Here is a 23,912-nt window from a genome sequence, read left to right as displayed (position 1 = left end):
CGGGGGCGCGGCGGCGGCGCCGGGCCCGTACGGACCCGCACCGCGCACGGACCCGCGCCCCGCCTACGCCCCCGGGTAGCGGACCGACGTCAGCTTCTCCGGGTTGCGCTGCACGTCGATCGCCGTGATCCGCCCGCCGTCCACCGTGAACGAGGCCACCGAGACGTCCCCCTCCGGCGCGTAGAACAGCAGCCCGGCGGCTCCGTTGACGGTGGCCACGCGCAGGGAGCCGGGCGGCATCGGCCCGCGGCCGAACGCGATCAGCCCGCTCGCCACCCGCTCCGCGCCCCGCACCACGCCCGGCAGCGACGAGACCAGCCCGCCGCCGTCCCCGCGCCACGCCACCTCCGGATCGAGCAGCCGCACCAGCCCCTCCAGGTCGCCCTCCCGGCAGGCGGCGGCGAACGCGTGCACCAGCCGCCACTGCTCCGCCCGCGGCGCGGGCGTGTGCGGGCGGTTCCGCTCGACGTGCCGCCGTGCGCGGGAGGCCAGTTGGCGCACGGCGGCCGGGGTGCGGCCGACGACCTCGGCGACCTGGCCGAAGGGCATGCCGAAGACGTCGTGGAGGAGGAAGGCGGTGCGCTGCGCGGGGGACAGCTCGTCCAGCACGACGAGCAGGGCCATGCTGACCGCCTCGTCGAGCGTCACCCGCTCCGCGGGGTCGGACGCGACCGCCCCGGCGCGCTCCACCACCGGCTCGGGCAGCCAGGTGCCCACGTACCGCTCGCGGCGGGAGCGGGCGCTGCCGAGCGCGTCCAGCGCGAGCCGCCCGACGGCGGTGGTGAGCCAGCCGCGCAGGTCGCGGATCGCCCGGGGGTCGGGCACACGGCGCAGCCGCAGCCAGGACTCCTGCACGCAGTCCTCGGCCTCGGCGAGGGACCCGGTGGTGGAGTACGCGACCCGCAGCAGACGGGGCCGCTCGACCTCGAAGGCCCGGGCGAGTTCGTCCTCGTACGGCAAGCTCACCGCCTCCTTCGCGAGGTGGCCTGGGGGGTCGGCGGGCAGGGGCGTCCCCGAGGTGGTGTTTCTCATGCCTTGAGGACGACGCGGGGGGCAGATGTGTGACTGCGGGCCGGGCGGGAGCGGTTGACGCGCGCCGCGGACGGGCACCGGGTCGGTGGGCGGTACGCGCTAAGTTGGGCGGGACGGCGCGGAGTTGCCGGTCGGCGCCGGACGGGGCGCAGGGACGCAAGGTCAGGGCCGGACCCGGAATCGGGCCGGGCCCCGCGGAAGGAAAGAGCAGAACATGGGCGAGGACGGCCGACTCGGCCCGCGGAAGCCGGGACCGGAGCACGGGGATCGACCTCGTCGTCCCGCGTGGCCCGCGCAGCCGCCCATCGCGCCCGCGGTGCCGCCGCAGTCCCGGGGAGGGCTGCCGGGTGCGGCGCCCGGTGCGGCGGAGGGCGGCGGGGCCGAAGCGTGGGAGAACCCGTTCGTCCGGTGGATGCGCACGCCGCGGCCGGAGGCGGGGCCGGGGATCTGGCGGTTGGGGCACGTACCGCGGCCGCCTGAGGAGCCGGACCGGATCTCCGATCGACAGCTGCTCGGCGGTGCCGCGTTTGCTCTGCTCAGCGGGTTGATCGTGTGGTCGCTGTGCTGGAACGGCGTCATCACCATCTGGCTGTGGCCGTTCGACTGGATCACGCTGGACTCCTGGCGGGGATCCGCCCCGATGGTCGTCGCGGGCTACATCTACTACGGACTCTTCATCCTGCTTCTCGTGTACGTCTTCGGCCGCGCCGGGCGGTGGCAGGAGGTGTGGACCCGATTCCTGGCACCGGTCCTCAGCAACCCGCAGGCCGACCGGAGTCCGGAGGAAGCCGAGGCTGAGGATCCTGTGGCCTGGCCTGAGTTGCGGGCTGCCGGGTTGGTGGGGGAGGCCGAGGTGCTGGGCGGGGCGGCGCGGGCCGGGGGGATGAACGACGTCGACCTGGCGCGGATAGGCCGGGCCTGGGAGTCCGTACGGGCCCGCCCCGAGCGGCTGCGGGCGTTCGCCGACTCCGTGCGCCGCGACGGCCCCGCCGCCTGCCCGCACCCCTCCGGCCTCCGCGACATCGGCCGCCGCGCCTACCGGCACGACCTCGTCACCGGCCAGGTCCGCGTCGGCGCCGCCCCCGACGACAAGCGCAACCCGCACGCCTACCGCGGCGGCGCCGTCGCCCTCGAAACCGGGCTCCTCGGCACCGGGTTACTCGCCGTCGGCCCCGCCGGCAACGTGATCGGCGACCGCGTCACCGGCCCCGTCGCCGAGCTGCTCTGCCTCCAGGCCCTCGCCGGGCGCGCCGCCGTCGTCGTCGTCGGCGCCGCCGGTGCGCCGCTCGGTGACGACGACGCGTACGACGTCGTCATCCGCATCGCCGATCCCTCCTCCCCGCACGACCTCGACCTCTACGGCGGCACCGCCGACCCCGACGAGGCCGCCGCCCTGCTCGCCGAGGCCCTGCTCGGCGGCGACGAGGCCGACTGGGCGCACGCCCGCCCCGCCGTCACCGCCCTCGGCCAGCTCATCGGCGCCTACCAGGCGGCGTACGGCTCCCTCCCCGGCGTCTCCGAGCTGCGCGGCCTCCTCGACGGCGACCGCGCCGCCCTCGCCGCCCTGCGGCGCGACTGCACCGCCGTCGCCGAGGGCAAGCCGTACGGCGGCCCGGACGGCGGCACCGGCGGCGCCGGCGGCACCCACGACGGCGAAGACGCCTACGCCGCCGACCGCGCCGTCGCCGCCCTCCGCGAGCTCGACGCCCGCGAGCGCCAGCTCTCCCGCCCCGGCGACATCGGCGCACTCCTCGCCGGCCGGCTCGCGGTGCTGGACCGCCCCGCCTTCGCCCGGTTCTTCGACACCCGCGGCCGCGGCCGCCAGTTCTCCATGCGCGCGCTCGAGCACCCGATGCGGGTGCGGATCGTGCTGCCGGAGGGGACGCACGCCGAGGCGTCCCGCGTGCTGGCCCGGCTGCTCCTCGCCCAGTTCACCGCCGCAGCCCCGGCCCGCTCGGACCGCTCCCTCTTCGCCGCCCTCGTCCTCGACGACGCCGCGCGCACCGCCAGCCCCGAGTCCGTACGGGCCATCAGCCGGCTGCGCGCCGCGCACGCCGGCGTGGTGCTCGGGCTGCACGGCATGGCCGACGTGGCGGAGCCGGTGCGCGGCCCGCTGCTGGCCGCGGTCGGCTGCCGGATGGTGCTGACGGGCGTCAGCACCTGGGACGGCCGGCACTTCGCGGAGGCGTGGGGCGCCGAGTGGGTCGAGGCGGAGGACGTCACGCACGTCCCGAAGGTCTCCGGCGGGCTGATCCGGCGGCTGGTCCGATGGGTACGGCAGGTGTTCACGGGTACCAAAGCCACGAGCCGTTCGGTGACGGTGCGCACGGTGGAGCGGGAGCGCTGGTCGGCCTCGGAGCTGGCGAACACGCTGCCGCCCGGGCACGCGGTGCTCTCCGTGACCACCGTGGGCGGTGAGCGGACGCCTCCGGTGCTCGTCGACTTGCACCGCTGAGGCACAATGGCGAGAGCCGTTCATACGGAGCGGCGTAAGACAGAGCGGCAGTCTGAAAGCGGTCGGAGACCTCCGCGACGGCCGGAGGGCGGTGTGGATCGTCGGATCCCGCGGGCAGTGGCCCGCCGGGGTCGGACGGGGGCGGTCAGGGTCGGTCGCGTACGAACCGGCCCGGGCCGAGGCGGTCGCGCAGACAGTCACGAACAGCACGGCGGCCCCGGCCGCCGCAGCAGCCAGAAGGTGCCATGCCCACGCTCGCCTCGCTCGTCCGCCATCCCACCCTCAAGCTCTCGGTCCTCACCGGGGCCGACGACCTGGCCGTGACCGTGCGCTGGGCGCAGACCAGCGAACTGATAGACCCCGTGCCGTACCTCGAAGGCGGCGAGCTGATCCTGACCACCGCGCTCAAGCTCGACGTCGAGGACGCCGACGCCATGCGCCGCTACATGCGGCGGCTCGCGGACGCCGGTGTGGTCGGGGTGGGCTTCGGGGTCGGCGTGAACTACGAGACGGCGCCGGAGGCGCTGCTCGCGGCCTCCCGGGAGGCGCGGGTGCCGCTGCTGGAGGTGCCGCGGACGACGCCGTTCATCGCCATCTCCAAGGTGGTCTCCGCGGCCATCGCCGCCGACCAGTACCGGGCGCTGACCCGCGGCTTCGAGGCGCAGCGGGACCTGACGCGGGCGGCGCTCGGCGCGGAGGGGCCGGCGACCGTCGTCAGCCGGCTCGCGGCGCACGTGGGCGGCTGGGCGGCGCTGTACGACACGGCGGGCGAGGTGCTCGCGGTGTCCCCGGCGCGGGCGGAGGCGCGGGCGGAGGCACTGAAGGGCGACGCGGCCCGGCTGCGGCGGCGGCCGGCGCCGGCGAGCGCGGTGGTGGCGGGCGTACGGGCAGAGGAGCCGGAGGGCGCGGAGGAAGCGGCGGAGGGCGCCGCGGAAGGTGCGGCGGAGGGGGCCGCGGCACCGGACGCGGGCAGCGGCACGGCCGCGGCTGCCGCCGTTGGCGGTACGGCCCGCGGGGCCGCGTCCGGTGCTTCGTCCGGAGGCGCCCCGTCCGGCCGTACCGCCGGCGGCGGCAGCGCCGGCAACGGTGCCGCCCCCCGGCGCGGCACCGCCGACACCGCCGCCGGCGCCGCCGAGGACCGCGTCGAGCTGCAGTCCCTCGGCTCCGGCCGCCGCTGCTGCGGCGTGCTCGCCGTCGGGACCGGCGGCAAGCTCGCCCCCGCCGAGCGCTACGCCGTCCACGCCGCCGTCTCCCTCCTCACCCTCGTCACCGAGCGCTCCAGCGCCTTCTCCGCCGCCGAGCAGCGCCTCGGCACCGCCGTCCTGCGGCTGCTCCTCGCCGGCCAGCCCGACCACGCGCGGGCCGTCGCGGGACCGCTGTACGGCGGGCTGCTGGACGCGCCCGTACGCCTCCTCGTCGCCGACGCCGCCGTCCCGGTGGCGCCGGTGGGGGAGGGCGACCCGGAGCCGCTGCCGGAGGCGCTGGGGGAACTGGCCGACGCGCTGGACGCCGCGGCGGCCGGGGCCGGCGAGACGTTCCTCGCGGTGCCCGACGCCGGGCGGCTGGTGGTGCTGGCCACGGACGGCGGCGCGGTCGCGGAGGCGGCGGCGCAGCACGCCGGGCGGGTCGAGGCCGCGCACCCGGGCGCGGTGGGGCAGGCCCGCGGGTCCGCCGCGGGGCAGGGGGCCCTGCCGCTGGTCGCCGGGGTGTCGGCGCCGGCGGGGCCCGCGGTGGTGACGGTGGCGTACAAGCAGGCGGAGCAGGCGCTGTCGGTGGCGCGGCGGCGCGGCCGGGTGCTGGTCGAGCACGAGGACGTCACGGCGGGCTCGGTGGTGGACCTGCTGGCTGACGACGCGGTGCAGGCGTTCGCGGACGGCACGCTGCGGGCGCTGCGCGAGCACGACGAGCGGGGCCGCGGCGACCTGGTGGCCTCGCTGCGCGCGTGGCTGTCGCGGCACGGGCAGTGGGACGCCGCGGCGGCCGACCTCGGGGTGCACCGGCACACGCTGCGCTACCGGATGCGGCGGGTCGAGGAGATCCTCGGGCGCTCGCTGGACGACCCGGACACGCGGATGGAGCTGTGGCTGGCCCTCAAGGCGTAGGGCGCGCCCCCACGGGCCGCGCCGGGCCGCGCCGGGGCGCGCACGCCCCGGCGCGGCCGCGGGCGGCTCACGGCGTACGGGCCTTGCAGGTGTCGCGGATCTTGTAGAAGTACGACAGGTACTTCGCGTGGTAGTCCGCGCTCGTGATCCGCACCATCGCCTCGTCCGCGGAACGCAGCCCTGATCCGGTCCAGTTGTGGCTGCCCGTGTACACGCGCGGTGTGATGCTGCCGTTGTAGTCGCCGTCCAGCAGCCAGAACTTCGTGTGCGTACGCACGTCGATGCCCGGGCCGTTGTTGAAGTTGCAGTACTGCCGCTGGATGCCGGCGCCGTCGAGGATGCCCTCGACCGTCGCGTCGCCCTCGCTGTAGACGACGTCGACCCAGCAGCCCTGCGCGCGCTTCTGCGCCAGCTTCTGGGCCACCTGCTTGCGGGAGCCGAGGAACTGGAACATGGCGACGCGGATGTCCGTCTGGTGCCGCTTGCCGTCCGTGCCGGTGTACGCGCACGCCACCTCGTCGAGGGTGTTGACGATGGTGTCGGAGGCCGGGTTGCCGTAGTTCGAGTCGCCGCGGGGGAAGAAGAACGCCCGGTAGCGGGAGCCGGTGGGGGTGGACCAGTAGTACGTGTTGTCGCCGGTCGCCGAGTGGCGCAGGCGGCGCTGGTCCTCGTGGAACTTCGCGTAGCCGTCGTGGACGGTGGCGTCGGTGAAGGTCACGGCGTCGTTGTACGACTCGTTCTTGTACCAGTCGTTGAGGTTGGAGGACGACTGGAAGACGACCTTGTCGTAGCCGGTCCCGTCGTCGAAGGGGCCGACCCTGCTGAAGACGAAGAACTTGTTGTGGTTGTACGCGGGGCCGGGCGGCGGCGTCGGCAGGCAGCCGCGCTGGACGTTGTCCTGGCCGGGGGTCTCGAACCGGTCGTCGCAGACGACTATCCAGGACGTCTTCGTGTCGTCCGTGCCCAGCGCGCCGCGCAGCGAGGTCCAGGCGGCGCTGCCCTTGTCCCGGGTGTTGTCGTCGACGATCAGCTTCACCGCGACGCCGCGGCCGTGGGCGGCTATGAGGGCGTCGGCGACGGCCGCGTCCTCCAGCTCGAACACCGAGGCGCGGATGGTCTGGCCGGCGGGGGTGGCGTCGATGAGCGCGATGAGCTGGGTGAAGACGGCGCTGCGCTGGGCGGCGGAGCCGAGCGGGTCGTTGAAGACGGGGCCGTTGACGACGGGCTTCGCGAGGGCTGACGGCGCGGCGGCGGCCGGCTGCGCGGGCCCGGGCGCGCTCGCGGGCTCGTGCTCGGCGGCGGTGGCGCCGGAGACGAGGGTCGCGGTCAGCGAGAGCAGGACGGCGGCTACGCCGGCGGGCCGCCAGGCGCGTATGCGTCTCATGTGGTGAATCCCCCCTGGATGCCTGGGAGTTGGCGGGTCGCCGAGCACCCTAGAGGGCGCGGCTCCGGCTTGTCAGGAGCCTGTCACCGATTAATTCGTAGTTATTCCCGGGTTGGCCGAAACGCGAGGACCCCCGGGGCGGGTGCCCCGGGGGTCCTGTCGCCGGGCGGCGTCAGAGTGCGTCGAGGCCCGTGAAGACCATGACCTTCTCGTACGTGTAGTCCTCCATCGCGAACCGCACGCCCTCGCGCCCCACGCCGGAGCGCTTCACGCCCCCGTACGGCATCTGGTCCGCGCGGTACGACGGGACGTCGCCGACGATCACGCCGCCGACCTCCAGCTTCCGCTGCGCCCGGAAGGCGCTCTGCACGTCGTGCGTGAACACGCCGGCCTGGAGGCCGTACTTCGAGTCGTTGACCGCCGCGAACGCGGCGTCCTCGCCGTCCGCCCGCTGCACCGTCACCACCGGCCCGAACGCCTCCTCGCGGGAGATCTTCACCCCGCCCGGCACGTCGGTGAGCACCGTCGGCGTGTACGACGCACCGTCCCGCTTGCCGCCCGTCAGCAGCTGGGCGCCGGCGCCCACGGCCTCGTCGACCCACGACTCCAGCCGCTGGGCCGCGGCCTCGCTGACCATCGGGCCGACGTCGGTGGACTCGTCCGCCGGGTCACCGGTCACCTGCGACTCGACGGCCGCGACGATCTTCGGCACCAGGCGGTCGTACACCGAGGCGTCGGCGATCACGCGCTGGACGGAGATGCACGACTGGCCCGCCTGGTAGTTGGCGAACGTGCCGATCCGCTGCGCGGCGTGGTCGAGGTCGGCCTCGGAGGCGTAGTCGCCCAGCACGACGGCGGCGCCGTTGCCGCCCAGCTCCAGGGTGACGCGCTTGCCGGGGACCGCCTCCAGGATCGCGTAGCCGACGGTGTCGGAGCCGGTGAAGGAGATGATCGGCAGCCGGTCGTCCTCGGTGAGGTCGGGCATCCGGTCGTTCGGCACCGGCAGCACGCTCCAGCTCCCGGCCGGCAGGTCGGTCTCCGCCAGCAGCTCGCCGAGCAGCAGACCGGACAGCGGGGTCGCGGGGGCGGGCTTGAGGATGATCGGGGCGCCGACGGCCAGGGCCGGGGCGACCTTGTGGGCGCACAGGTTCAGCGGGAAGTTGAACGGCGCGATGCCGAGGACCGGGCCGTACGGGAAGCGGCGGGTGAAGGCCAGCCGGCCGGCCCCGCCCGGGTCGGTGTCGAGCCGCTGGCCGTCACCGCTGCCCCACCTGCGGGCCTCCTCGGTGGCGAAGCGGAACGTGGACACGGCGCGGCCGACCTCGCCGCGCGCCCACTTCAGCGGCTTGCCGTTCTCGGCGGAGATCAGCCGGGCGATCTCCTCGGCGCGCGCGGCGATCTGCTTGGTCACGTGGTCGAGCGCCGCGGCGCGCACGTGCGCGGGGGTGGCGGCCAGCTCCTCCTTCACCGCGTGCGCGGCGGCGACGGCCTCCTCGATCTGGGCGTCGGTGGGAATGCTCACCGTGCCGACCTTGCGGCCGTCCCAGGGCGAGGTGACGTCTAGGGTGTCCTCGCCGGTCGCCTGCCGGCCGGCGAGCCAGAACGCTTGTGTGGAAGTCACGGCAGATCCCTCCGGAGAGTCATGTACCTCTGCTGCCCACCGTAGGCGCTCGGCGGGGCAGGGTGCGTTGTCCGGCACGTAGCACTCGGCGGGTGCGTCGCTACGTGACGGAAGGGTGGGCCCCCGCCGCGGCCCGGTGATCTTGTCACAGGGGCGGCCTACCCTGGGGCGGGAGTGCGGGAAGAGGGGGATCGCGGCGGGATCGCCGCGGGATCGACGGGGGCACACGGCGGGATCGCGGCCCGATCGCCGAGGGGACGCGGCCCGATCGCCGAGGGCGTGCGGCAGGGGCGCCAGGGGCGTGCGGAGGGGGCGCGAGCAGGGCGCGTACGGGGCCGCGGAGGGCCCGGGGCACCCGATTGGCGCGCGCGGGGTGGTGTCGTCCTCCCGAATCGGGTACATACGCACAAGTAGCACCGGCTGGTAACCCCTACTCAGCGGCGAGGTGAGTCCCCTCATGACCGCACCATCCACACGGCCGTCCGTCTCCGAGAAGGAAGCCAGGGAGGTCGCCGAGGCCGCACGCGAGCAGGACTGGCGCAAACCCAGCTTCGCCAAGGAGCTGTTTCTCGGCCGCTTCCGCCTGGACCTCATCCACCCCCACCCCGAGCCCGCCCCCGCGGACGTCGAGCGCGGTGAGGAGTTCCTCGCCACGCTGCGCGACTTCTGCGACCCGCACATCGACGGGGCGCGGATCGAGCGCGACGCGCAGATCCCCGACGAGACCGTGCGCGGGCTGAAGGAGATCGGCGCCTTCGGCATGAAGATCGACCGGAAGTACGGCGGTCTCGGCCTGACGCAGGTCTACTACAACAAGTCCCTCGCCCTCGTCGGCACCGCGAGCCCCGCCGTCGGCGCGCTGCTCTCGGCGCACCAGTCGATCGGTGTGCCGCAGCCGCTGAAGATCTTCGGCACCGAGGAGCAGAAGGAGGAGTTCCTGCCCCGGTGCGCCCGCACCGACATCTCCGCCTTCCTGCTCACCGAGCCCGACGTGGGCTCCGACCCGGCCCGGCTGGCGACCACCGCGGTCCCCGACGGCGACGGGCCCGACGCCGACTACCTGCTCGACGGCGTCAAGCTCTGGACCACCAACGGCGTCGTCGCCGACCTGCTCGTGGTCATGGCGCGGGTACCGCCGCGGCCTTCTGACGAGGGGGCGGAAGGGCACCGGGGCGGCATCACGGCGTTCGTCGTCGAGGCCGCCGCCGAGGGCGTCACCGTCGAGAACCGCAACAGCTTCATGGGCCTGCGCGGCATCGAGAACGGCGTCACCCGCTTCCACCAGGTGCGCGTTCCCGCCGCCAACCGCATCGGCCCCGAGGGTGCGGGCCTGAAGATCGCCCTGACCACGCTCAACACCGGGCGGCTCTCGCTGCCCGCGCTGTGCGTGGGCGCCGGCAAGTGGTGTCTGAAGATCGCCCGCGGCTGGGGCGGCGCCCGCGAGCAGTGGGGGCGGCCGGTGGCCAAGCACGAGGCGGTCGGGGCGAAGATCTCCTTCATCGCGGCGACGACGTTCGCGCTGGAGGCCGTGCTCGACCTGTCCTCGCAGATGGCCGACGAGGACCGCAACGACATCCGCATCGAGGCCGCCCTCGCCAAGCTCTACGGCTCGGAGATGGCCAGCCTCATGGCCGACGAGCTGATCCAGATCCGCGGCGGCCGCGGCTACGAGACGGCCGAGTCGCTCGCCGCCCGCGGCGAGAAGGCGATCCCGGCGGAGCAGATCGTCCGGGACCTGAGGATCAACCGGATCTTCGAGGGCTCCACGGAGATCATGCACCTGCTCATCGCCCGGGAGGCGGTGGACGCCCACCTCAAGGTCGCCGGCGACCTCATCGACCCGCAGAAGAACCTCTCCGAGAAGGCACGCGCGGGCGCGCGCGCCGGCGGCTTCTACGCCCGCTGGCTGCCGAAGCTGGTCGCGGGCAAGGGGCAGGTGCCGCGGACCTACGGCGAGTTCCACCCGCCAGGTCACCGCGACCTCTCCACCCACCTGCGCTTCGTGGAGCGCGGCGCCCGCCGGCTGGCGCGCTCGACGTTCTACGGGATGTCCCGCTGGCAGGGGAAGATGGAGACCAAGCAGGGGTTCCTCGGCCGGGTGGTGGACATCGGCGCGGAGCTGTTCGCGATGAGCGCCGCGTGCGTACGGGCCGAGATGCTGCGCACCGCCGCCGGCCGGGGCGGGCACGGCAAGGAGGCGTACGAACTGGCCGACGCCTTCTGCCGGCAGGCCCGCATCCGGGTCGAGGAGCTGTTCGGCCGGCTGTGGACGAACACCGACGACCTGGACCGCACGGTGGTGCGGCGGGTACTGGACGACGCGTACACCTGGCTGGAGGAGGGCATCGTCGACCCGTCGGGCGACGGCCCGTGGATCGCCGAGGCCGAGCCGGGCCCGGCGAAGAAGCCGAACCTGCACCGGCCGATCCGCTAGGCACTGCCCGCGCGGCGGCCGCACCGTCCTTCGCGGCGGTGCGGACGCCGTGCGCGGGCCGTCAGGCCGGCTGCCGCTCCAGGATCGACTTGAGCTGCGAGGCGAGCATGATCCAGCCGCCGCTGACGCTCTCCAGCATCCTGCTCCCGGGGCTGTCGAAGTGGTCGTGCGTGATGGTCAGCTTCACGCCCAGCTCCGGGATCTCCGCCGGTTCGATGTCGAAGGCCACCTGCGAGCGCTCCTTGCGCGCCTCCGCGAACTCCGCGTCGGACATGCCCAGCATCTCCTGGTGCATGGGCTGGAGCGTGTGCCAGGTGTACACCAGCCGCTTGCCGGGCTCGGCGATCAGGACGCGCTGGCCCAGGTCCTGGGGCTCGCCGTGCTCCTCCACGGGCCAGTAGACGGTGGAGCCCACCTGCCAGTCGGAGCGGGGCGCCCAGCCGCCGTGGTACTGCTTCAGGAATTCGGGCGTCGTCAGCGCCTCGTAGAGCCGCTCGGCCGTGGTGTCGATGTAGATCGTGTAGACGAACGCGGGCTTGGTCACGGACTGTCCTTCCAGCGCTTGCTTCAGCGCGGACAGGGCCGTCAGACGCCCGCGCTCGTACCGGCTGATCCAGCGGTCGGCCAGCTCGTGGACCGGCACGGGGTTCAGGTAGTGCAGCTTCTCCCGGCCGTGCCGTACGGCGGTGACCAGGCCGGCGGACTCCAGCACCGCCAGGTGCTTGCTCACCGCCTGCCTGCTCATCTCCAGTCCCGCGCACAACTCCCGCAGGGTCTGGCCGTTCCGCTCGTTGAGGCGGTCCAGCAGCTCTCTGCGGCTGCCGTCGGCGAGCGCCCTGAAGACGTCGTCCATGGTCACCACCTCTGCCCAGCAGATTGGCAACCAAATGGTTGCCTGTCAAGGCGGGGCTCCCGAGTGGCGCAGCTCACGGTTCGGGGGTGAAATTGACTGAAGGCTATCCCTAGCATCCCGATAGGAAATCCCTAGTATCGATGTCTATGGACTTTTCGTGGTCGATGGTCGTGGCCGGAGCCCTCGTTGGCTGCATGGTCGGCCTCACCGGCATGGGCGGCGGCGCCCTCATGACCCCCATCATGGTGACGGTCTTCGGGGTCAACCCGACGCAGGCCATCGGCAGCGACCTCGCGACCTCCGTGTTCATGAAGCCGTTCGGCGCCGCCGTGCACCAGAAGGCGGGCACCGTCCGCTGGGACGTGGTGCGCTGGCTGCTGCCCACCGGTGTGCCGGCCGCGTTCTGCGGCGCCTTCCTGCTGCAGTTCCTCGGCGAGGGCGAGGACCTGCAGAGCCGGGTGAAGATCGTCATCGGCGCGGCCCTGCTGCTCGCCGTCACCGGCATGCTCGCCCGGATGTGGCTCGACCGGCGGCGCGCCGCACAGGACGGTGCGGAGACCGAGGACGCCCACGTACCGGTACGGCCGGGGCCCACGCTGCTCATCGGGCTCGTCGGCGGCCTCGTCGTCGGCATGACCTCCGTCGGCTCCGGCTCGCTGATCATCGTGATGCTGATGCTCGTGCACCCCCGGCTCAAGGCCAACCACCTCGTCGGCACCGACCTCGTCCAGGCCATCCCGATCGTCGCCGCCGCGGCCGCCGGCCACTTCATCGTCGGAGACGCCAGCCTCGGGCTCGCCGCCGTGCTGCTCCTGGGCGCCATCCCCGGCGTGCTCGTCGGCGCGGTGCTCTCCACCCGGGCCCCCGGCGCCGTGCTGCGCTGGGTGCTCGCGATCATCCTGCTGGCCACCGGGCTCTCCCTGGTGCACGTGCCCGAGACCGTGATCATCCCGGCCTGCGCCGTGCTCGCCGCGTACGCCGTGATCACCAGCCGCCCCCGGCGCCCGCGCGCCGCAACCGCCCCCGCCGGCGCGCTGGGAGCGGACGGCGGACCGCCCGGCGAGGCGCCGGGCGACGGCATCGAGAGGGCGTCTGCGCCACGCCAGGGCTGAGCGGTCACAATGGGTCGATGACCGAGACCCCCGCTGCTCCACTGGCCGACCCGCACCTGCGCTCCGCGGCCGCCGCCGACGGCCCCCGAGAGATCGTCGTCCTCGGCTCGACCGGTTCGATCGGCACCCAGGCCGTCGACATCGTGCTGCGCAACCCCGACCGGTTCCGGGTCACCGCCCTGTCCGCGGCGGGCGGCCGGGTGGAGCTGCTGGCCGAGCAGGCGCACCAGCTGCGGGTACGCCGCGTCGCGGTCGCCCGCGCCGACCGGGCGGGCGAGCTGCGCGCGGCGCTGGCCGCGCGGTACGGGGCCGGGGAGCCGCTGCCGGAGGTGCTGGCGGGTCCGGACGCCGCCACCGAACTCGCCGCCGACGAGTGCCACACCGTGCTCAACGGCATCACCGGCTCCATCGGCCTCGCGCCCACCCTCGCCGCCCTCAAGGCCGGCCGGATGCTGGCGCTGGCCAACAAGGAGTCGCTGATCGTCGGCGGCCCGCTGGTCAGGGAGGTGGCCCGGCACGGCCAGATCGTGCCCGTGGACTCCGAGCACTCCGCCCTCTACCAGGCCCTGCTCGGCGGCGCACGCGGCGAGGTCCGCAAGCTGCTCGTCACCGCCTCCGGCGGCCCGTTCCGCGGCAGGACGCGCGAGGAGCTGACGGACGTCACCCCGGAGCAGGCGCTCGCCCACCCCACCTGGGACATGGGCCCGGTCGTCACCATCAACTCCGCCACCCTGGTCAACAAGGGCCTGGAGGTCATCGAGGCACACCTGCTGTACGACGTGCCCTTCGACCGCATCGAGGTCGTCGTCCACCCGCAGTCCTACGTGCACTCCATGGTCGAGTTCACCGACGGCTCCACCCTGGCCCAGGCCAGCCCGCCCGACATGCGGATGCCGATCGCGCTGGCGCTGGGCTGGCCGGAGCGGGTGCCGGACGCCGCGCCCGCCTTCGCCTGGTCGGCCGCCGCCACCTGGGAGTTCTTCCCCCTCGACGAGAAGGCGTTCCCGTCCGTGCCGCTGGCCTGCCACGTCGGCGCCCTCGGCGGCACCGCCCCGGCGGTCTTCAACGCCGCGAACGAGGAATGTGTCGACGGCTTCCTCACCGGCAAGCTCCCGTTCCTTGGCATCATGGACACGGTCAGCCAGGTCGTCGCGGAACACGGCACGGACGATCCGGGAACCCGGCTGACGGTCGCGGACGTCCTCGAAGCCGAGACCTGGGCGCGCGCCCGGGCCAGGGAGCTGGCCGGGCTGCCGGCCGACCAGCACGACAAGTGACGACCGACAACTGATGACGAAGGTGCGCCCATGACGACACTCATGACGATTCTCGGCATCGTCGTCTTCGCCTTCGGGCTCCTGGTCTCCATCGCCTGGCACGAACTCGGCCACCTCAGCACGGCCAAGCTGTTCGGCATCCGCGTCCCGCAGTACATGGTCGGCTTCGGCCCCACGATGTGGTCCCGCAAGAAGGGGGAGACGGAGTACGGCATCAAGTGGATCCCGCTCGGCGGCTACATCCGCATGATCGGGATGTTCCCGCCCGGCGAGGACGGCCGGGTGCAGCAGCGCTCCACCTCGCCGTTCCGCGGGATGATCGAGGACGCGCGGCAGGCGGCGTACGAGGAGCTGAAGCCCGGCGACGAGAGCAGGCTGTTCTACACGCGGGCCCCGTGGAAGCGGGTCATCGTGATGTTCGCCGGCCCGTTCATGAACCTGGTGCTGGCCGTCGTGGTGTTCGTCGGCGTGATGATGACCTTCGGCATCGCCACCCAGACCACGACCGTCGGCTCCGTCTCCGACTGCGTGATCAAGGCCGAGTCGGTCGCCGAGAACCCGGACCGCAAGTGCCGGGAGGGCGACCCCGCCGCACCCGCGAAGAAGGCGGGCCTGGAGCGCGGCGACGAGATCGTGGCGTTCAACGGCCGCCCGGTCGACGACTGGGAGACCCTCCAGACCAGCATCCGCGACACCATCGGCCCGGCCACGGTCACCGTCGAGCGCGACGGCAAGCGCGTCGACCTGCACCCCACGCTCACCGAGAACACCGTCAGCAAGAGCGACGGCGACGGCGGCTACGTCGAAGGCGAGTACGTGAAGGCCGGCTTCCTCGGCTTCACGCCGGCCACCGGCGTGGTCAGGCAGGACTTCGGCCAGTCCGTGGACCGCATGGGCGACATGGTCGTCAACGGCTTCGACGCCCTCATCGCGCTGCCGTCGAAGGTCCCCGACCTGTGGGACGCGGCGTTCCAGGGCGAGGAGCGCAAGGAGGACTCGCCGGTCGGCGTCGTCGGCGCGGCCCGGGTCGGCGGCGAGGTGCTGAACCTCGACATCCCGCCGGAGCAGCGGGTGGCGTCGATGCTCCTGCTGGTGGCGGGCTTCAACCTGTCGCTGTTCCTGTTCAACATGCTGCCGCTGCTGCCGCTGGACGGCGGGCACATCGCGGGGGCGCTGTGGGAGTCGGTGCGGCGCGCGTTCGCGCGCGTCTTCCGGCGGCCCGACCCGGGCCCCTTCGACGTCGCGAAGCTGATGCCGGTGGCGTACGTGGTCGCCGGGGTGTTCATCTGCTTCACGCTGCTGGTGCTCGTCGCGGACGTGGTGAACCCGGTGAAGCTCACGGGCTGACCCGGGCGGCGGAGCGGGGCGCGCACCACGGCGTACGCGCCCGCTCCGCCCCCGCGGCGCGCATGCCGCGGACCCGGGGCGCCGTCGGGTAAACGTCCGGTGCCGGTTTATCGACACTTCCGGTGACCACCCCGGGACCGGCCGCGGCGCGGGGTGCCGGTGCCGTAATCTCGGTAGCCCGGGCCTCATCCGGTGGGGGCCATGATCCGTACAACAGGGGTTGCCGCCAGATGACTGCCGTTTCGCTGGGAATGCCGTCCGTTCCGCTGAAGATGGCCGAGCGCAGGGCGAGTCGTACGCTGCAGGTCGGGTCCGTCGCCGTCGGTGGCGAGGCACCGGTCTCGGTCCAGTCGATGACCACCACCCGCACCTCCGACATCGGCGCCACCCTCCAGCAGATCGCCGAGCTGACCGCCTCCGGCTGCCAGATCGTCCGGGTGGCCTGCCCCACGCAGGACGACGCCGACGCGCTGTCCGTCATCGCCGAGAAGTCGCAGATCCCCGTCATCGCGGACATCCACTTCCAGCCCAAGTACGTCTTCGCCGCGATCGACGCCGGCTGCGCCGCGGTCCGGGTGAACCCCGGCAACATCAAGAAGTTCGACGACCAGGTCAAGCAGATCGCGCACGCCGCCTCCGCCGCGGGCACCCCCATCCGGATCGGGGTCAACGCCGGCTCGCTCGACCGCCGGCTGCTCGCGAAGTACGGCAAGGCCACCCCGGAGGCGCTGGTCGAGTCCGCGCTGTGGGAGTGCTCGCTGTTCGAGGAGCACGGCTTCACGGACATCAAGATCTCGGTCAAGCACAACGACCCGGTCGTCATGGTCAACGCCTACCGGCAGCTCGCCGCCCAGTGCGACTACCCGCTGCACCTCGGCGTCACCGAGGCGGGTCCCGCCTTCCAGGGCACCATCAAGTCCGCCGTCGCCTTCGGCTCGCTGCTCGGCGACGGCATCGGCGACACCATCCGCGTCTCCCTCTCCGCCCCGCCGGTGGAGGAGGTCAAGGTCGGCATCCAGATCCTGGAGTCCCTCGGGCTGCGCGAGCGCCGGCTGGAGATCGTCTCCTGCCCGTCCTGCGGCCGCGCCCAGGTCGACGTCTACAAGCTCGCGGACGAGGTCACCGCCGGCCTGGACGGCATGGAGGTGCCGCTGCGCGTCGCCGTCATGGGCTGCGTCGTCAACGGCCCGGGCGAGGCCCGCGAGGCCGACCTCGGCGTCGCCTCCGGCAACGGCAAGGGCCAGATCTTCGTCAAGGGCGAGGTCATCAAGACCGTGCCCGAGTCGAAGATCGTCGAGACGCTGATCGAGGAGGCGATGAAGATCGCCGACCGGATGGAGGCCGACGGCGCCGCCGCCGGCGAGCCGGAGGTCACCGTCGGCTGACCGCCGGGCACTGCGCGTACCCGCAGGAAGCGGGCGGACGCGCGCACAGGTACAGTGCCGCTGTGTTGACGACCACCACCACACGGCTGCTGGAGCCCGCGGAACTCGATGCCGCTCGCGCCGTGCTCGACCGCGAACCGGTCGCCAACGCGTTCGTCGCCTCCCGGGTCGCCGTCGCCGGACTGGACCCCTGGCGGCTCGGCGGTGAGCTGTGGGGCTGGTACGCGGACGGGCGGCTGGAGTCCCTCTGCTACGCCGGCGCCAATCTCGTGCCCGTCTGCGCCACCCCCGAGGCCGTACGCGGCTTCGCGGAGCGCGCGCGGCGGGCCGGGCGGCGCTGCTCCTCGATCGTCGGCCCGGCGGAGCCCACGGCCGGGCTGTGGTCCCTGCTGGAGCCCGCCTGGGGCCCCGCGCGGGAGGTGCGCGCGCGGCAGCCGCTGATGGTCACCACCTCGCTGCCCGCGGACGTCGAGCCGGACCCGCTGGTCCGGCGCATCCGCAAGGACGAGATGGACCTGATCATGCCGGCGTGCGTGGCGATGTTCACCGAGGAGGTCGGCATCTCGCCGCTCGCCGGCGACGGCGGGCTGCTGTACCAGGCGCGGGTCGCCGAACTCGTCGGCGGCGGCCGGTCCTTCGCGCGCGTGGAGGACGGCGAGGTCGTCTTCAAGGCGGAGATCGGCGCGGCGACGAAGCACGCGTGCCAGATCCAGGGCGTGTGGGTGGCGCCGGAGCACCGCGGGCGCGGCCTGTCGGAGACGGGTCTCGCGGCGGTCCTGCGGTACGCGCTGCGCGAGGTGGCACCGGTGGTCAGCCTGTACGTGAACGACTTCAACACCGTGGCCCGCGCGGCCTACCGCAGGGTGGGCTTCCGCGAGGTCGGGGCGTTCATGAGCGTGCTGTTCTGAGCGTCCCGCCCGCGGCGCGCGCGGGGCCGGCGACGCCCGTTACGGGCGCCGTGCCCGGTGCGCTCCGGGGCCGCGCAGCGGGCGTAGCAGCGGGGGTGGACCGGCGGCCCGCGAGCGCACGGTAGGGTGCGCAGCCATGGATGACGTCGTCGTCGGCCCTCTCGACCTCGCCGCCCGCGTGGACGACGCGCTCGCCGTTCAGGCCGTCGCCTTCGGGCTCACCGACGACGAGATCGCCGTCCGCCGCCACGTCGTGCTGCGCCACCTGACCAACGCGGGCGCCCGCGCGCTGGGCGCCACCACCGCCACCGGCCGGCTCGTCGGGTTCGTCTACGGCATGCCGAACAACCGGGTCTACTGGTGGTCCACCGTCGTCCAGCCGTATCTGCGCGCCGTCGGCGAGGACCGCTGGCTCGACGACACCTTCGTTATCACCGAACTCCACGTGCACCCGGCCTTCCAGCAGCGCGGCATCGGCCGCGAGCTGATCACCCGGATCACCGACACCGCCGCGGAGCCCAGGAGCCTGCTCTCGGCGATCGACGTGGAGAGCCCCGCGCGCCATCTGTACCGGCAGCTCGGCTACCGCGACCTCGCCCGCCGCGTGGTCTTCCCCGGCGCCCCCAGCCCGTACGTGGTGATGGGCGCCGAGCTGCCGCTGCTGCGCTGAGTTGTCCACAACCGGCGAGTTGTCCACAGCTTCGGCGGACGAATTACCGGCGGGCCCGGGTCCGGCGCTAGAGTCCGGGGCATGAGCCAGCACAGCCACGTTCAGCGCATGTCCCGGATGATGCTCAAGACGCTGCGCGACGACCCCGCCGACGCCGAGACCGCGAGCCACAAGCTGCTCGTCCGCGCGGGCTACGTCCGCCGCTCGTCCGCCGGGGTGTGGACCTGGCTGCCGCTCGGCAAGCGGGTCCTGGAGAACGTGGCGCGGGTCGTCCGCGAGGAGATGGACGGGATCGGCGGCCAGGAGGTGCTGCTGCCCGCCCTGCTGCCCCGCGAGCTGTACGAGACGACGGGCCGCGCCGAGGAGTACGGCGACCTGCTCTTCGCCCTCAAGGACCGCAAGGGCGTCGACTACGTGCTGGGTCCCACGCACGAGGAGCTGTTCGCCCAGGTGGTCAAGGACCAGTGCTCGTCCTACAAGGACATGCCCGTGATCCTCTACCAGATCCAGATCAAGTACCGGGACGAGGCCAGGCCCCGCTCCGGCGTGCTGCGCGGCCGCGAGTTCCACATGAAGGACTCGTACTCCTTCGACACCTCCGACGACGGCCTCGCCGCCTCCTACGGGCTGCACCGCGAGGCGTACCAGCGGATCTTCGAGCGGCTCGGCTTCGACTACCGGATCGTCTCCGCCGTCTCCGGTGCCATGGGCGGCTCGGCCAGCGAGGAGTTCCTCGCCCCCGCCGCCGCCGGCGAGGACACGTACGTGCAGTGCCCGTCCTGCGGCTATGCGGCGAACACCGAGGCGCTGACGACGACGGTGGCGCCCGCCCCGGTCGACGGGCTCCCGCCGGTCGAGGAGCTGGACACGCCGGACACCCCGACGATCGAGACGCTCGCCGCGCACCTGGGCGTCCCCGCCTCGGCGACGCTGAAGAACCTGCTGGTGAAGATCGACGGCGAGATCACCGCGGTCGGCGTCCCCGGCGACCGCGAGGTGGACCTCGGCAAGCTCGCCGAGCAACTGGCCCCGGCCGAGGTCGAGGTCGTCACCGCCGAGGACTTCGCCGACCGCCCGGACCTCGTCCGGGGATACGTCGGCCCGCAGGGCATGGCCGGCAAGGCCTTCCGGTACCTGGCCGACCCCCGCGTCGCCCCGGGCACGTCGTGGGTGACCGGCTCCAACAAGCCCGACTCCCACTCGCGCAACGTGGTGTGCGGCCGCGACTTCGAGGTCGACCAGTACCTGGACGTGGTCGTCGTCGAGCCCGGCGACCCCTGCCCGCGCTGCGGCTCGGGCATCGAGCTGGACCGGGCCATCGAGATCGGCCACATCTTCCAGCTCGGCCGCAAGTACGCCGACGCCTTCGAGCTGGACGTCCTCGGCCAGAACGGCAAGCCGGTGCGGGTGACCATGGGTTCGTACGGGATCGGGGTCTCCCGGGCCGTCGCCGCCCTCGCCGAGCAGACGCACGACGAGCTGGGGCTGTGCTGGCCGCGCGAGGTGGCCCCGGCGGACGTGCACATCGTCGCGGCGGGCAAGGCCAAGCAGACGGAGCTGGCCCTCGAACTGGCGGAGAAGCTGGGCGCGGCGGGCGTGCGGGTGCTCGTGGACGACCGGGCGTCGGTGTCACCGGGTGTGAAGTTCACGGACGCCGAGCTGATCGGGGTGCCGCAGATCCTCGTCGCGGGGCGGCGCGCGGGCGACGGCGTGGTGGAGCTGAAGGACCGCCGCACCGGGGAGCGCGAGGAGCTGCCGGTGGACGAGGCGCTGGCGCGGCTGACGGCGACGGCGTGACGGCAGCGGCGTGACGGCGGCGTCCGGGGCCGGGCGCCGGCCGGCCGCGGGTCCCGGCGTCAGCCGGCGGTTGCCGCGCGGAGGAAGGCGGCGGCCACCGGGCCCGCGTCCTTGCCGCCCGAGCCGCCGTCCTCGACGAGCACGCTGAAGGCGAGATCGGCGCCCTCCAGGTAGCCGATCATCCACGCGTGGGTCCGCGGCGGGCTCTCGGTGCCGAACTCGGCGGTCCCGGTCTTGGCGTGCGGCAGCCCCGGGATACCGCGGAGCGCCGCGCCGGACCCGTCGGTGACGACGCCGCGCATCAGCGCGCGCAGCTGCTGGTAGGTCCCCTTGTCGAGCTTCTCCGGCGCCCGGTACGGCTCGTCCACCGCGTCCGGCACCAGTACCGGCTGCCGGAACCGGCCGCCCTTGACCGTCGCCGCCACCGACGCCATCACCAGCGGGCTCGCCTCCACCCGGCCCTGCCCGATCATCGCCGCGGCCTTGTCGTTGTCGCCGTCCGCCGCGGGCACGCTGCCGTCGAAGGTGGCGGCGCCGACCTGCCAGGTGCCGCCGATGCCGAAGGCCCGGGCCGTGTCCGTCAGCGTCTCGTCGTCCAGGTCGTCGCGCAGGCCGACGAAGGCGGTGTTGCAGGACTGGGCGAACGCCTCGGCGAAGGTGGTGCCCTTCGGGAGGTCGAACTCGCCCTGGTTCTCGAAGCGTTGCCCCGCCACGTGGGTCGCCGCCGGGCAGGCCACGGGGTCCCCGGCGGCCAGGCCGCCGTCGAGGAGCGCGGCGGCGGTGACCGTCTTGAAGGTGGAGCCGGGTGGGAAGCGGCCGGTCAGCGCCCGGCTCTCGCCGGTGTCCGGGCTGTCGGCGACGGCCAGCACCCGGCCGGTCCGAGGGTCGACCGCGACGATCGACGCGCTCTTGCCCAGCCCGCCGACCGCCTCCTCCGCGGCGCGCTGCACACCGGGCTCGATCGTCGTGCGCACCGGCTTCCCCGCGCCCGGCTTCTTGCGGGCCAGGGTGCGCACCGGCGCCCCCGTGGCCCGGTCGGCGATCACGACCTCGCCGCCGGGCGGCGCGTACAGCCGCTTGTCGTAGCGCGCCTGGAGCGCCGAGGAGCCCCTGCCGGTGTCCGGCGAGACGGCCCCGACCAGCGAGCGGGCCAGATGCGCTACGGGCTGGTCGGAGTCGACGAACTGCAGCCCCGGGACGGCCAGCAGCCGGTCGCGGTGCTGCCGGTAGACCTCGTCCCGGAGGGTCACCACCGGCACGGACTCGTCCGGCTCCGCGGCGGCGACGCGCTTCTTCAGCCGCGGAACGTCGAGGTCCGCACCGAGCGCGGGGTCGCCGAGGACGGCGTACGCGCGGTCGGGCTCGGACAGCTTGGCGGGCCAGATCGATACGGCCCACACCTTGGCGTCGCCGGCCAGCTCCGAGCCGTCGGCGGCGAGTATCGGGGCGCGCTCGGCGCGCCGGGTGGTCGTGACGAGGGTCTGGTGGCGGCGCAGCGCGGGGTGGACGAGCCGGGGCTCCCAGCGCACCCGCCAGCCGCCGTCGTCCCCGTCGCCGCCCGGAGGCAGGGCCACCGCGCGGGTCTCGTACTCCCAGGTGCCGAAGCCGGGCAGCCGCAGCCGTACGGAGAAGGGCACGGTGTACGTGCCGCCCTCGCCCTCCTCAGCGTCGTCCACCGACACCAGCACGTCCTGGGGGTCCAGCCCGCGCTGTACGGAGTCCAGCAGGTCGGCGGCGGCCCGGGGCCGGTCGGTGCGGCTCGCGGCCTCCTCGTTGGCGCCGCGCGCCCAGGCGGCGACGTACGCCCGCACCCCCTCCTGCGCGTCGGCGGCGTCGTCGTCGCCGCCCAGCACGTACGCGATGCTCCCGGCCAGCACCCCGGCCGCCACCACCACGGCCCCGGCGACCAGGGCCCACTGGGACCGTTTGCGCGCGGGCAGAGCCAGATCCATGCGGGCATCCTAGGGCGTCGCCCACGGCGCGCAGGGGACGCCAACAGGCCGTCCGGGAACGGCGGTCGGCGCCGCGGGCGGCCCCGGGGCGGTCCCGGGGCGGTTCAGAGCCAGCCCGCGTACTCCAGGTGGAGTTCGCCGCCGTTGCGGTCGCCGCGGGCCAGGGCCGTCACGCCCGTGGCGACGCAGCGGAACAGCGTCCAGTCCCGCAGCCGGTCGCGGTCCACGTCCAGGGAGTCCGCCAGCTTCGTCAGCCGCCGCCGCGTCGCGGCCGCCGCGCCCGGCGCGGCCACGAGGGTGTCGACGCGGTCCCGGGCCGGCCACGCCAGGTCGTACGCCCGCTCGCCCACCAGCGGCCGCGGCCCCACCGCGAGCCACGGCATCCGCTCGGCGGCCAGCACGTGCCCCTGGTGGTAGTCGCCGTGCAGCAGCACGTCGGGCCCCGCCGCCGCCCGGTCGCCGAGCAGCGCCTCGCGGCGTTCCAGCGCCGCGTCGACCAGCTCCGCGTACGGCTCCGCGCGCAGCTCGCGCAGCCGCTCCGCGAGCCGCCCGGTGTGCTCCGCCACCGTCGGCAGCGCGTGGTCCGCGGGCGGCGCGGTCCACAGCCGCTGCAGCGTGGCGGCCGACTCCAGCTGCGCCTTGGCCTCGGCCAGCGAGCGGAGGCTGACGTCCGCCTGGAGCCGTTCGAGCAGCAGCGCCCCCGAGGCGGCGTCGGCGCGCAGCAGCCGCACGGCGCCGACGCCGTTCCAGTGCTCCAGCGCGCGCTGCTCGGCCGCGATGCGCTCCGGCTCGTACGCGACCTTGAGCGCGGCCGGCGTGCCGTCCTCCTGCCGTACGAGGACGAGGACGCTGGTCCGCCCGCCCGGCGCGTGCACCCGCTCCGCGGTCAGCGCCCAGCGCCGGAGCAGGCCGTCCACCAGCCCGGACAGCCCCGCGAGCCAGGCGCGGCCCGGGTCGCCGTGGGCGGAGACATGGCGCACCAGGCGCTCCGGCGGCTCGGACCGGTACTGAGCTGCAGATGCCATACGGGCGGTGTCCTCCTGCTGCGTCAGGCCGGGGCGGGCGGGTCAGTCCGTGCGGCCGGCGCCCTCCTGCCGGCCCGCGGGTGCGGTGTCGGGCGTGCGTTCGGCCAGACCAGGGAAGGCTACGCTCCCGCCGCGCCAGCGCGCCGCCCGGACCGCCGCCTCGCGCAGCGCGGCCGCCGCCTCGCGGCGCAGATCGCCCTCCGCGGCCCGGACGAGGTCGGCGTAGCTGCCCGCGATCCGGTCCTCCAGCTCGGTCGCCAGCCGCACGGCGGCGGCCTCGTCCGGCACCGCGAACGGCAGCGCGTACGCGGCGGCGGCGGGCTGCGGCCGGTCGCCCAGGTCGCTGACGACGCGGCTGAGGGTGTCGCGGCGGGCGCGGTGGGCGTCGTAGCCGGCGCGCGCCTGGTCGGCCATGCCGCCGGCGTGGGCGCCGACGACGCCGTAGCCGTAGACGGCGGCGTGCTCGGCGGCCAGCGCGCGCTGCGCCGCGGCGCGGGCCTCCTCGGACGGTTCGCTCACGATGCCTCCTGGGCTACGGGACGGGCGCGGCCGGCCGGC

17 protein-coding genes are annotated in these 23,912 nt (G+C 74.2%); 10 read left to right on the top strand and 7 right to left on the bottom strand.

The genetic code is table 11. The features are described 5' to 3' along the window. Positions 1–63 precede the first annotated feature (63 nt). Complete coding sequence (sigJ, locus tag LG396_RS11000) at positions 64–960, bottom strand: RNA polymerase sigma factor SigJ (RefSeq protein ID WP_225794843.1); 897 nt, start codon at positions 958–960, stop codon at positions 64–66. A gap of 286 nt (positions 961–1,246) precedes the next feature. On the opposite strand from sigJ, the gene LG396_RS10995 reads away from it, so the two are divergent. Both LG396_RS10995 and LG396_RS10990 read left to right on the top strand, forming a co-directional pair. Then, positions 1,247–3,487: a hypothetical protein gene (locus tag LG396_RS10995; RefSeq protein ID WP_225794614.1), complete on the top strand. Its 2,241-nt coding sequence runs from the start codon at positions 1,247–1,249 to the stop codon at positions 3,485–3,487. Positions 3,488–3,732: 245 nt separating this feature from the next. Continuing rightward, positions 3,733–5,589: a PucR family transcriptional regulator gene (locus LG396_RS10990; protein WP_225794613.1), complete on the top strand. Its 1,857-nt coding sequence runs from the start codon at positions 3,733–3,735 to the stop codon at positions 5,587–5,589. Between the two features lie 67 nt (positions 5,590–5,656). Here LG396_RS10990 and LG396_RS10985 read toward each other — a convergent pair whose 3' ends face one another. Both LG396_RS10985 and LG396_RS10980 read right to left on the bottom strand, forming a co-directional pair. After that, a complete protein-coding gene (locus LG396_RS10985) occupies positions 5,657–6,973 on the bottom strand; it encodes a phospholipase D-like domain-containing protein (protein ID WP_225794612.1) in 1,317 nt (438 codons plus the stop codon). A 172-nt stretch (positions 6,974–7,145) separates the two neighbouring features. Continuing rightward, positions 7,146–8,594 carry an aldehyde dehydrogenase family protein gene (locus LG396_RS10980; protein ID WP_018839971.1) on the bottom strand — a complete coding sequence of 483 codons (1,449 nt, stop codon included), beginning with the start codon at positions 8,592–8,594 and terminating at the stop codon, positions 7,146–7,148. A gap of 457 nt (positions 8,595–9,051) precedes the next feature. Here LG396_RS10980 and LG396_RS10975 point away from each other — a divergent pair, with 457 nt between their 5' ends. Continuing rightward, the gene (locus tag LG396_RS10975; RefSeq protein ID WP_225794611.1) at positions 9,052–11,028 is read left to right on the top strand and encodes an acyl-CoA dehydrogenase family protein; all 1,977 of its coding nucleotides are present in this window, start codon (positions 9,052–9,054) and stop codon (positions 11,026–11,028) included. 61 nt (positions 11,029–11,089) lie between these two features. Here LG396_RS10975 and LG396_RS10970 read toward each other — a convergent pair whose 3' ends face one another. Beyond that, positions 11,090–11,881: an ArsR/SmtB family transcription factor gene (locus LG396_RS10970; RefSeq protein WP_027768933.1), complete on the bottom strand. Its 792-nt coding sequence runs from the start codon at positions 11,879–11,881 to the stop codon at positions 11,090–11,092. A 146-nt stretch (positions 11,882–12,027) separates the two neighbouring features. Between LG396_RS10970 and LG396_RS10965 the strand changes: the two genes are divergently transcribed. From LG396_RS10965 to LG396_RS10935, 7 genes are all read left to right on the top strand, one after another. Next, positions 12,028–12,993: a sulfite exporter TauE/SafE family protein gene (locus tag LG396_RS10965; protein ID WP_225794610.1), complete on the top strand. Its 966-nt coding sequence runs from the start codon at positions 12,028–12,030 to the stop codon at positions 12,991–12,993. A gap of 17 nt (positions 12,994–13,010) precedes the next feature. Continuing rightward, positions 13,011–14,270: a 1-deoxy-D-xylulose-5-phosphate reductoisomerase gene (dxr, locus tag LG396_RS10960; RefSeq protein ID WP_225794609.1), complete on the top strand. Its 1,260-nt coding sequence runs from the start codon at positions 13,011–13,013 to the stop codon at positions 14,268–14,270. A 30-nt stretch (positions 14,271–14,300) separates the two neighbouring features. Beyond that, positions 14,301–15,617 carry a M50 family metallopeptidase gene (locus LG396_RS10955; protein WP_018839976.1) on the top strand — a complete coding sequence of 439 codons (1,317 nt, stop codon included), beginning with the start codon at positions 14,301–14,303 and terminating at the stop codon, positions 15,615–15,617. Between the two features lie 230 nt (positions 15,618–15,847). Continuing rightward, positions 15,848–17,002 (top strand): flavodoxin-dependent (E)-4-hydroxy-3-methylbut-2-enyl-diphosphate synthase, encoded by a 1,155-nt coding sequence (gene ispG / locus LG396_RS10950; RefSeq protein ID WP_026276638.1) that lies wholly within the window; start codon positions 15,848–15,850, stop codon positions 17,000–17,002. Positions 17,003–17,064: 62 nt separating this feature from the next. Then, complete coding sequence (locus tag LG396_RS10945) at positions 17,065–17,910, top strand: GNAT family N-acetyltransferase (protein ID WP_018839978.1); 846 nt, start codon at positions 17,065–17,067, stop codon at positions 17,908–17,910. A 136-nt stretch (positions 17,911–18,046) separates the two neighbouring features. Beyond that, positions 18,047–18,580: a GNAT family N-acetyltransferase gene (locus LG396_RS10940; RefSeq protein ID WP_037743471.1), complete on the top strand. Its 534-nt coding sequence runs from the start codon at positions 18,047–18,049 to the stop codon at positions 18,578–18,580. A gap of 81 nt (positions 18,581–18,661) precedes the next feature. Next, entirely contained in the window at positions 18,662–20,377 is a 1,716-nt protein-coding gene (locus tag LG396_RS10935; RefSeq protein WP_225794608.1) for a proline--tRNA ligase, read from the top strand. A 59-nt stretch (positions 20,378–20,436) separates the two neighbouring features. On the opposite strand, the gene LG396_RS10930 is transcribed toward LG396_RS10935, so the two are convergent. The 3 genes from LG396_RS10930 to LG396_RS10920 all read right to left on the bottom strand — a co-directional run bounded on the left by LG396_RS10930 (position 20,437) and on the right by LG396_RS10920 (position 23,873). Further along, positions 20,437–22,329 (bottom strand): penicillin-binding transpeptidase domain-containing protein, encoded by a 1,893-nt coding sequence (locus LG396_RS10930; protein ID WP_225794607.1) that lies wholly within the window; start codon positions 22,327–22,329, stop codon positions 20,437–20,439. Positions 22,330–22,433: 104 nt separating this feature from the next. Then, entirely contained in the window at positions 22,434–23,354 is a 921-nt protein-coding gene (locus LG396_RS10925; protein ID WP_225794606.1) for an aminoglycoside phosphotransferase family protein, read from the bottom strand. Positions 23,355–23,396: 42 nt separating this feature from the next. Beyond that, the gene (locus LG396_RS10920; protein ID WP_225794605.1) at positions 23,397–23,873 is read right to left on the bottom strand and encodes a DUF4439 domain-containing protein; all 477 of its coding nucleotides are present in this window, start codon (positions 23,871–23,873) and stop codon (positions 23,397–23,399) included. Between the last annotated feature and the right edge of the window lie 39 nt (positions 23,874–23,912).

It is taken from the genome of Streptomyces aculeolatus, assembly GCF_020400605.1.
GTDB lineage: Bacteria > Actinomycetota > Actinomycetes > Streptomycetales > Streptomycetaceae > Streptomyces > Streptomyces aculeolatus.
The sequence above is the reverse complement of the archived record's forward strand: the minus strand, read 5'-3'. Positions and strand labels throughout refer to the sequence as shown.

Bases quoted from the DNA above. Each gene is read 5' to 3' on its own strand.
- LG396_RS10995 (WP_225794614.1), top strand. From the start codon at position 1,247: ATGGGCGAGGACGGCCGACTCGGCCCGCGGAAGCCGGGACCGGAGCAC.
- LG396_RS10990 (WP_225794613.1), top strand. From the start codon at position 3,733: ATGCCCACGCTCGCCTCGCTCGTCCGCCATCCCACCCTCAAGCTCTCG.
- LG396_RS10985 (WP_225794612.1), bottom strand. From the start codon at position 6,973: ATGAGACGCATACGCGCCTGGCGGCCCGCCGGCGTAGCCGCCGTCCTG.
- LG396_RS10975 (WP_225794611.1), top strand. From the start codon at position 9,052: ATGACCGCACCATCCACACGGCCGTCCGTCTCCGAGAAGGAAGCCAGG.
- LG396_RS10970 (WP_027768933.1), bottom strand. From the start codon at position 11,881: ATGGACGACGTCTTCAGGGCGCTCGCCGACGGCAGCCGCAGAGAGCTG.
- LG396_RS10965 (WP_225794610.1), top strand. From the start codon at position 12,028: ATGGACTTTTCGTGGTCGATGGTCGTGGCCGGAGCCCTCGTTGGCTGC.
- dxr (WP_225794609.1), top strand. From the start codon at position 13,011: ATGACCGAGACCCCCGCTGCTCCACTGGCCGACCCGCACCTGCGCTCC.
- LG396_RS10955 (WP_018839976.1), top strand. From the start codon at position 14,301: ATGACGACACTCATGACGATTCTCGGCATCGTCGTCTTCGCCTTCGGG.
- ispG (WP_026276638.1), top strand. From the start codon at position 15,848: ATGACTGCCGTTTCGCTGGGAATGCCGTCCGTTCCGCTGAAGATGGCC.
- LG396_RS10940 (WP_037743471.1), top strand. From the start codon at position 18,047: ATGGATGACGTCGTCGTCGGCCCTCTCGACCTCGCCGCCCGCGTGGAC.
- LG396_RS10935 (WP_225794608.1), top strand. From the start codon at position 18,662: ATGAGCCAGCACAGCCACGTTCAGCGCATGTCCCGGATGATGCTCAAG.
- LG396_RS10930 (WP_225794607.1), bottom strand. From the start codon at position 22,329: ATGGATCTGGCTCTGCCCGCGCGCAAACGGTCCCAGTGGGCCCTGGTC.
- LG396_RS10925 (WP_225794606.1), bottom strand. From the start codon at position 23,354: ATGGCATCTGCAGCTCAGTACCGGTCCGAGCCGCCGGAGCGCCTGGTG.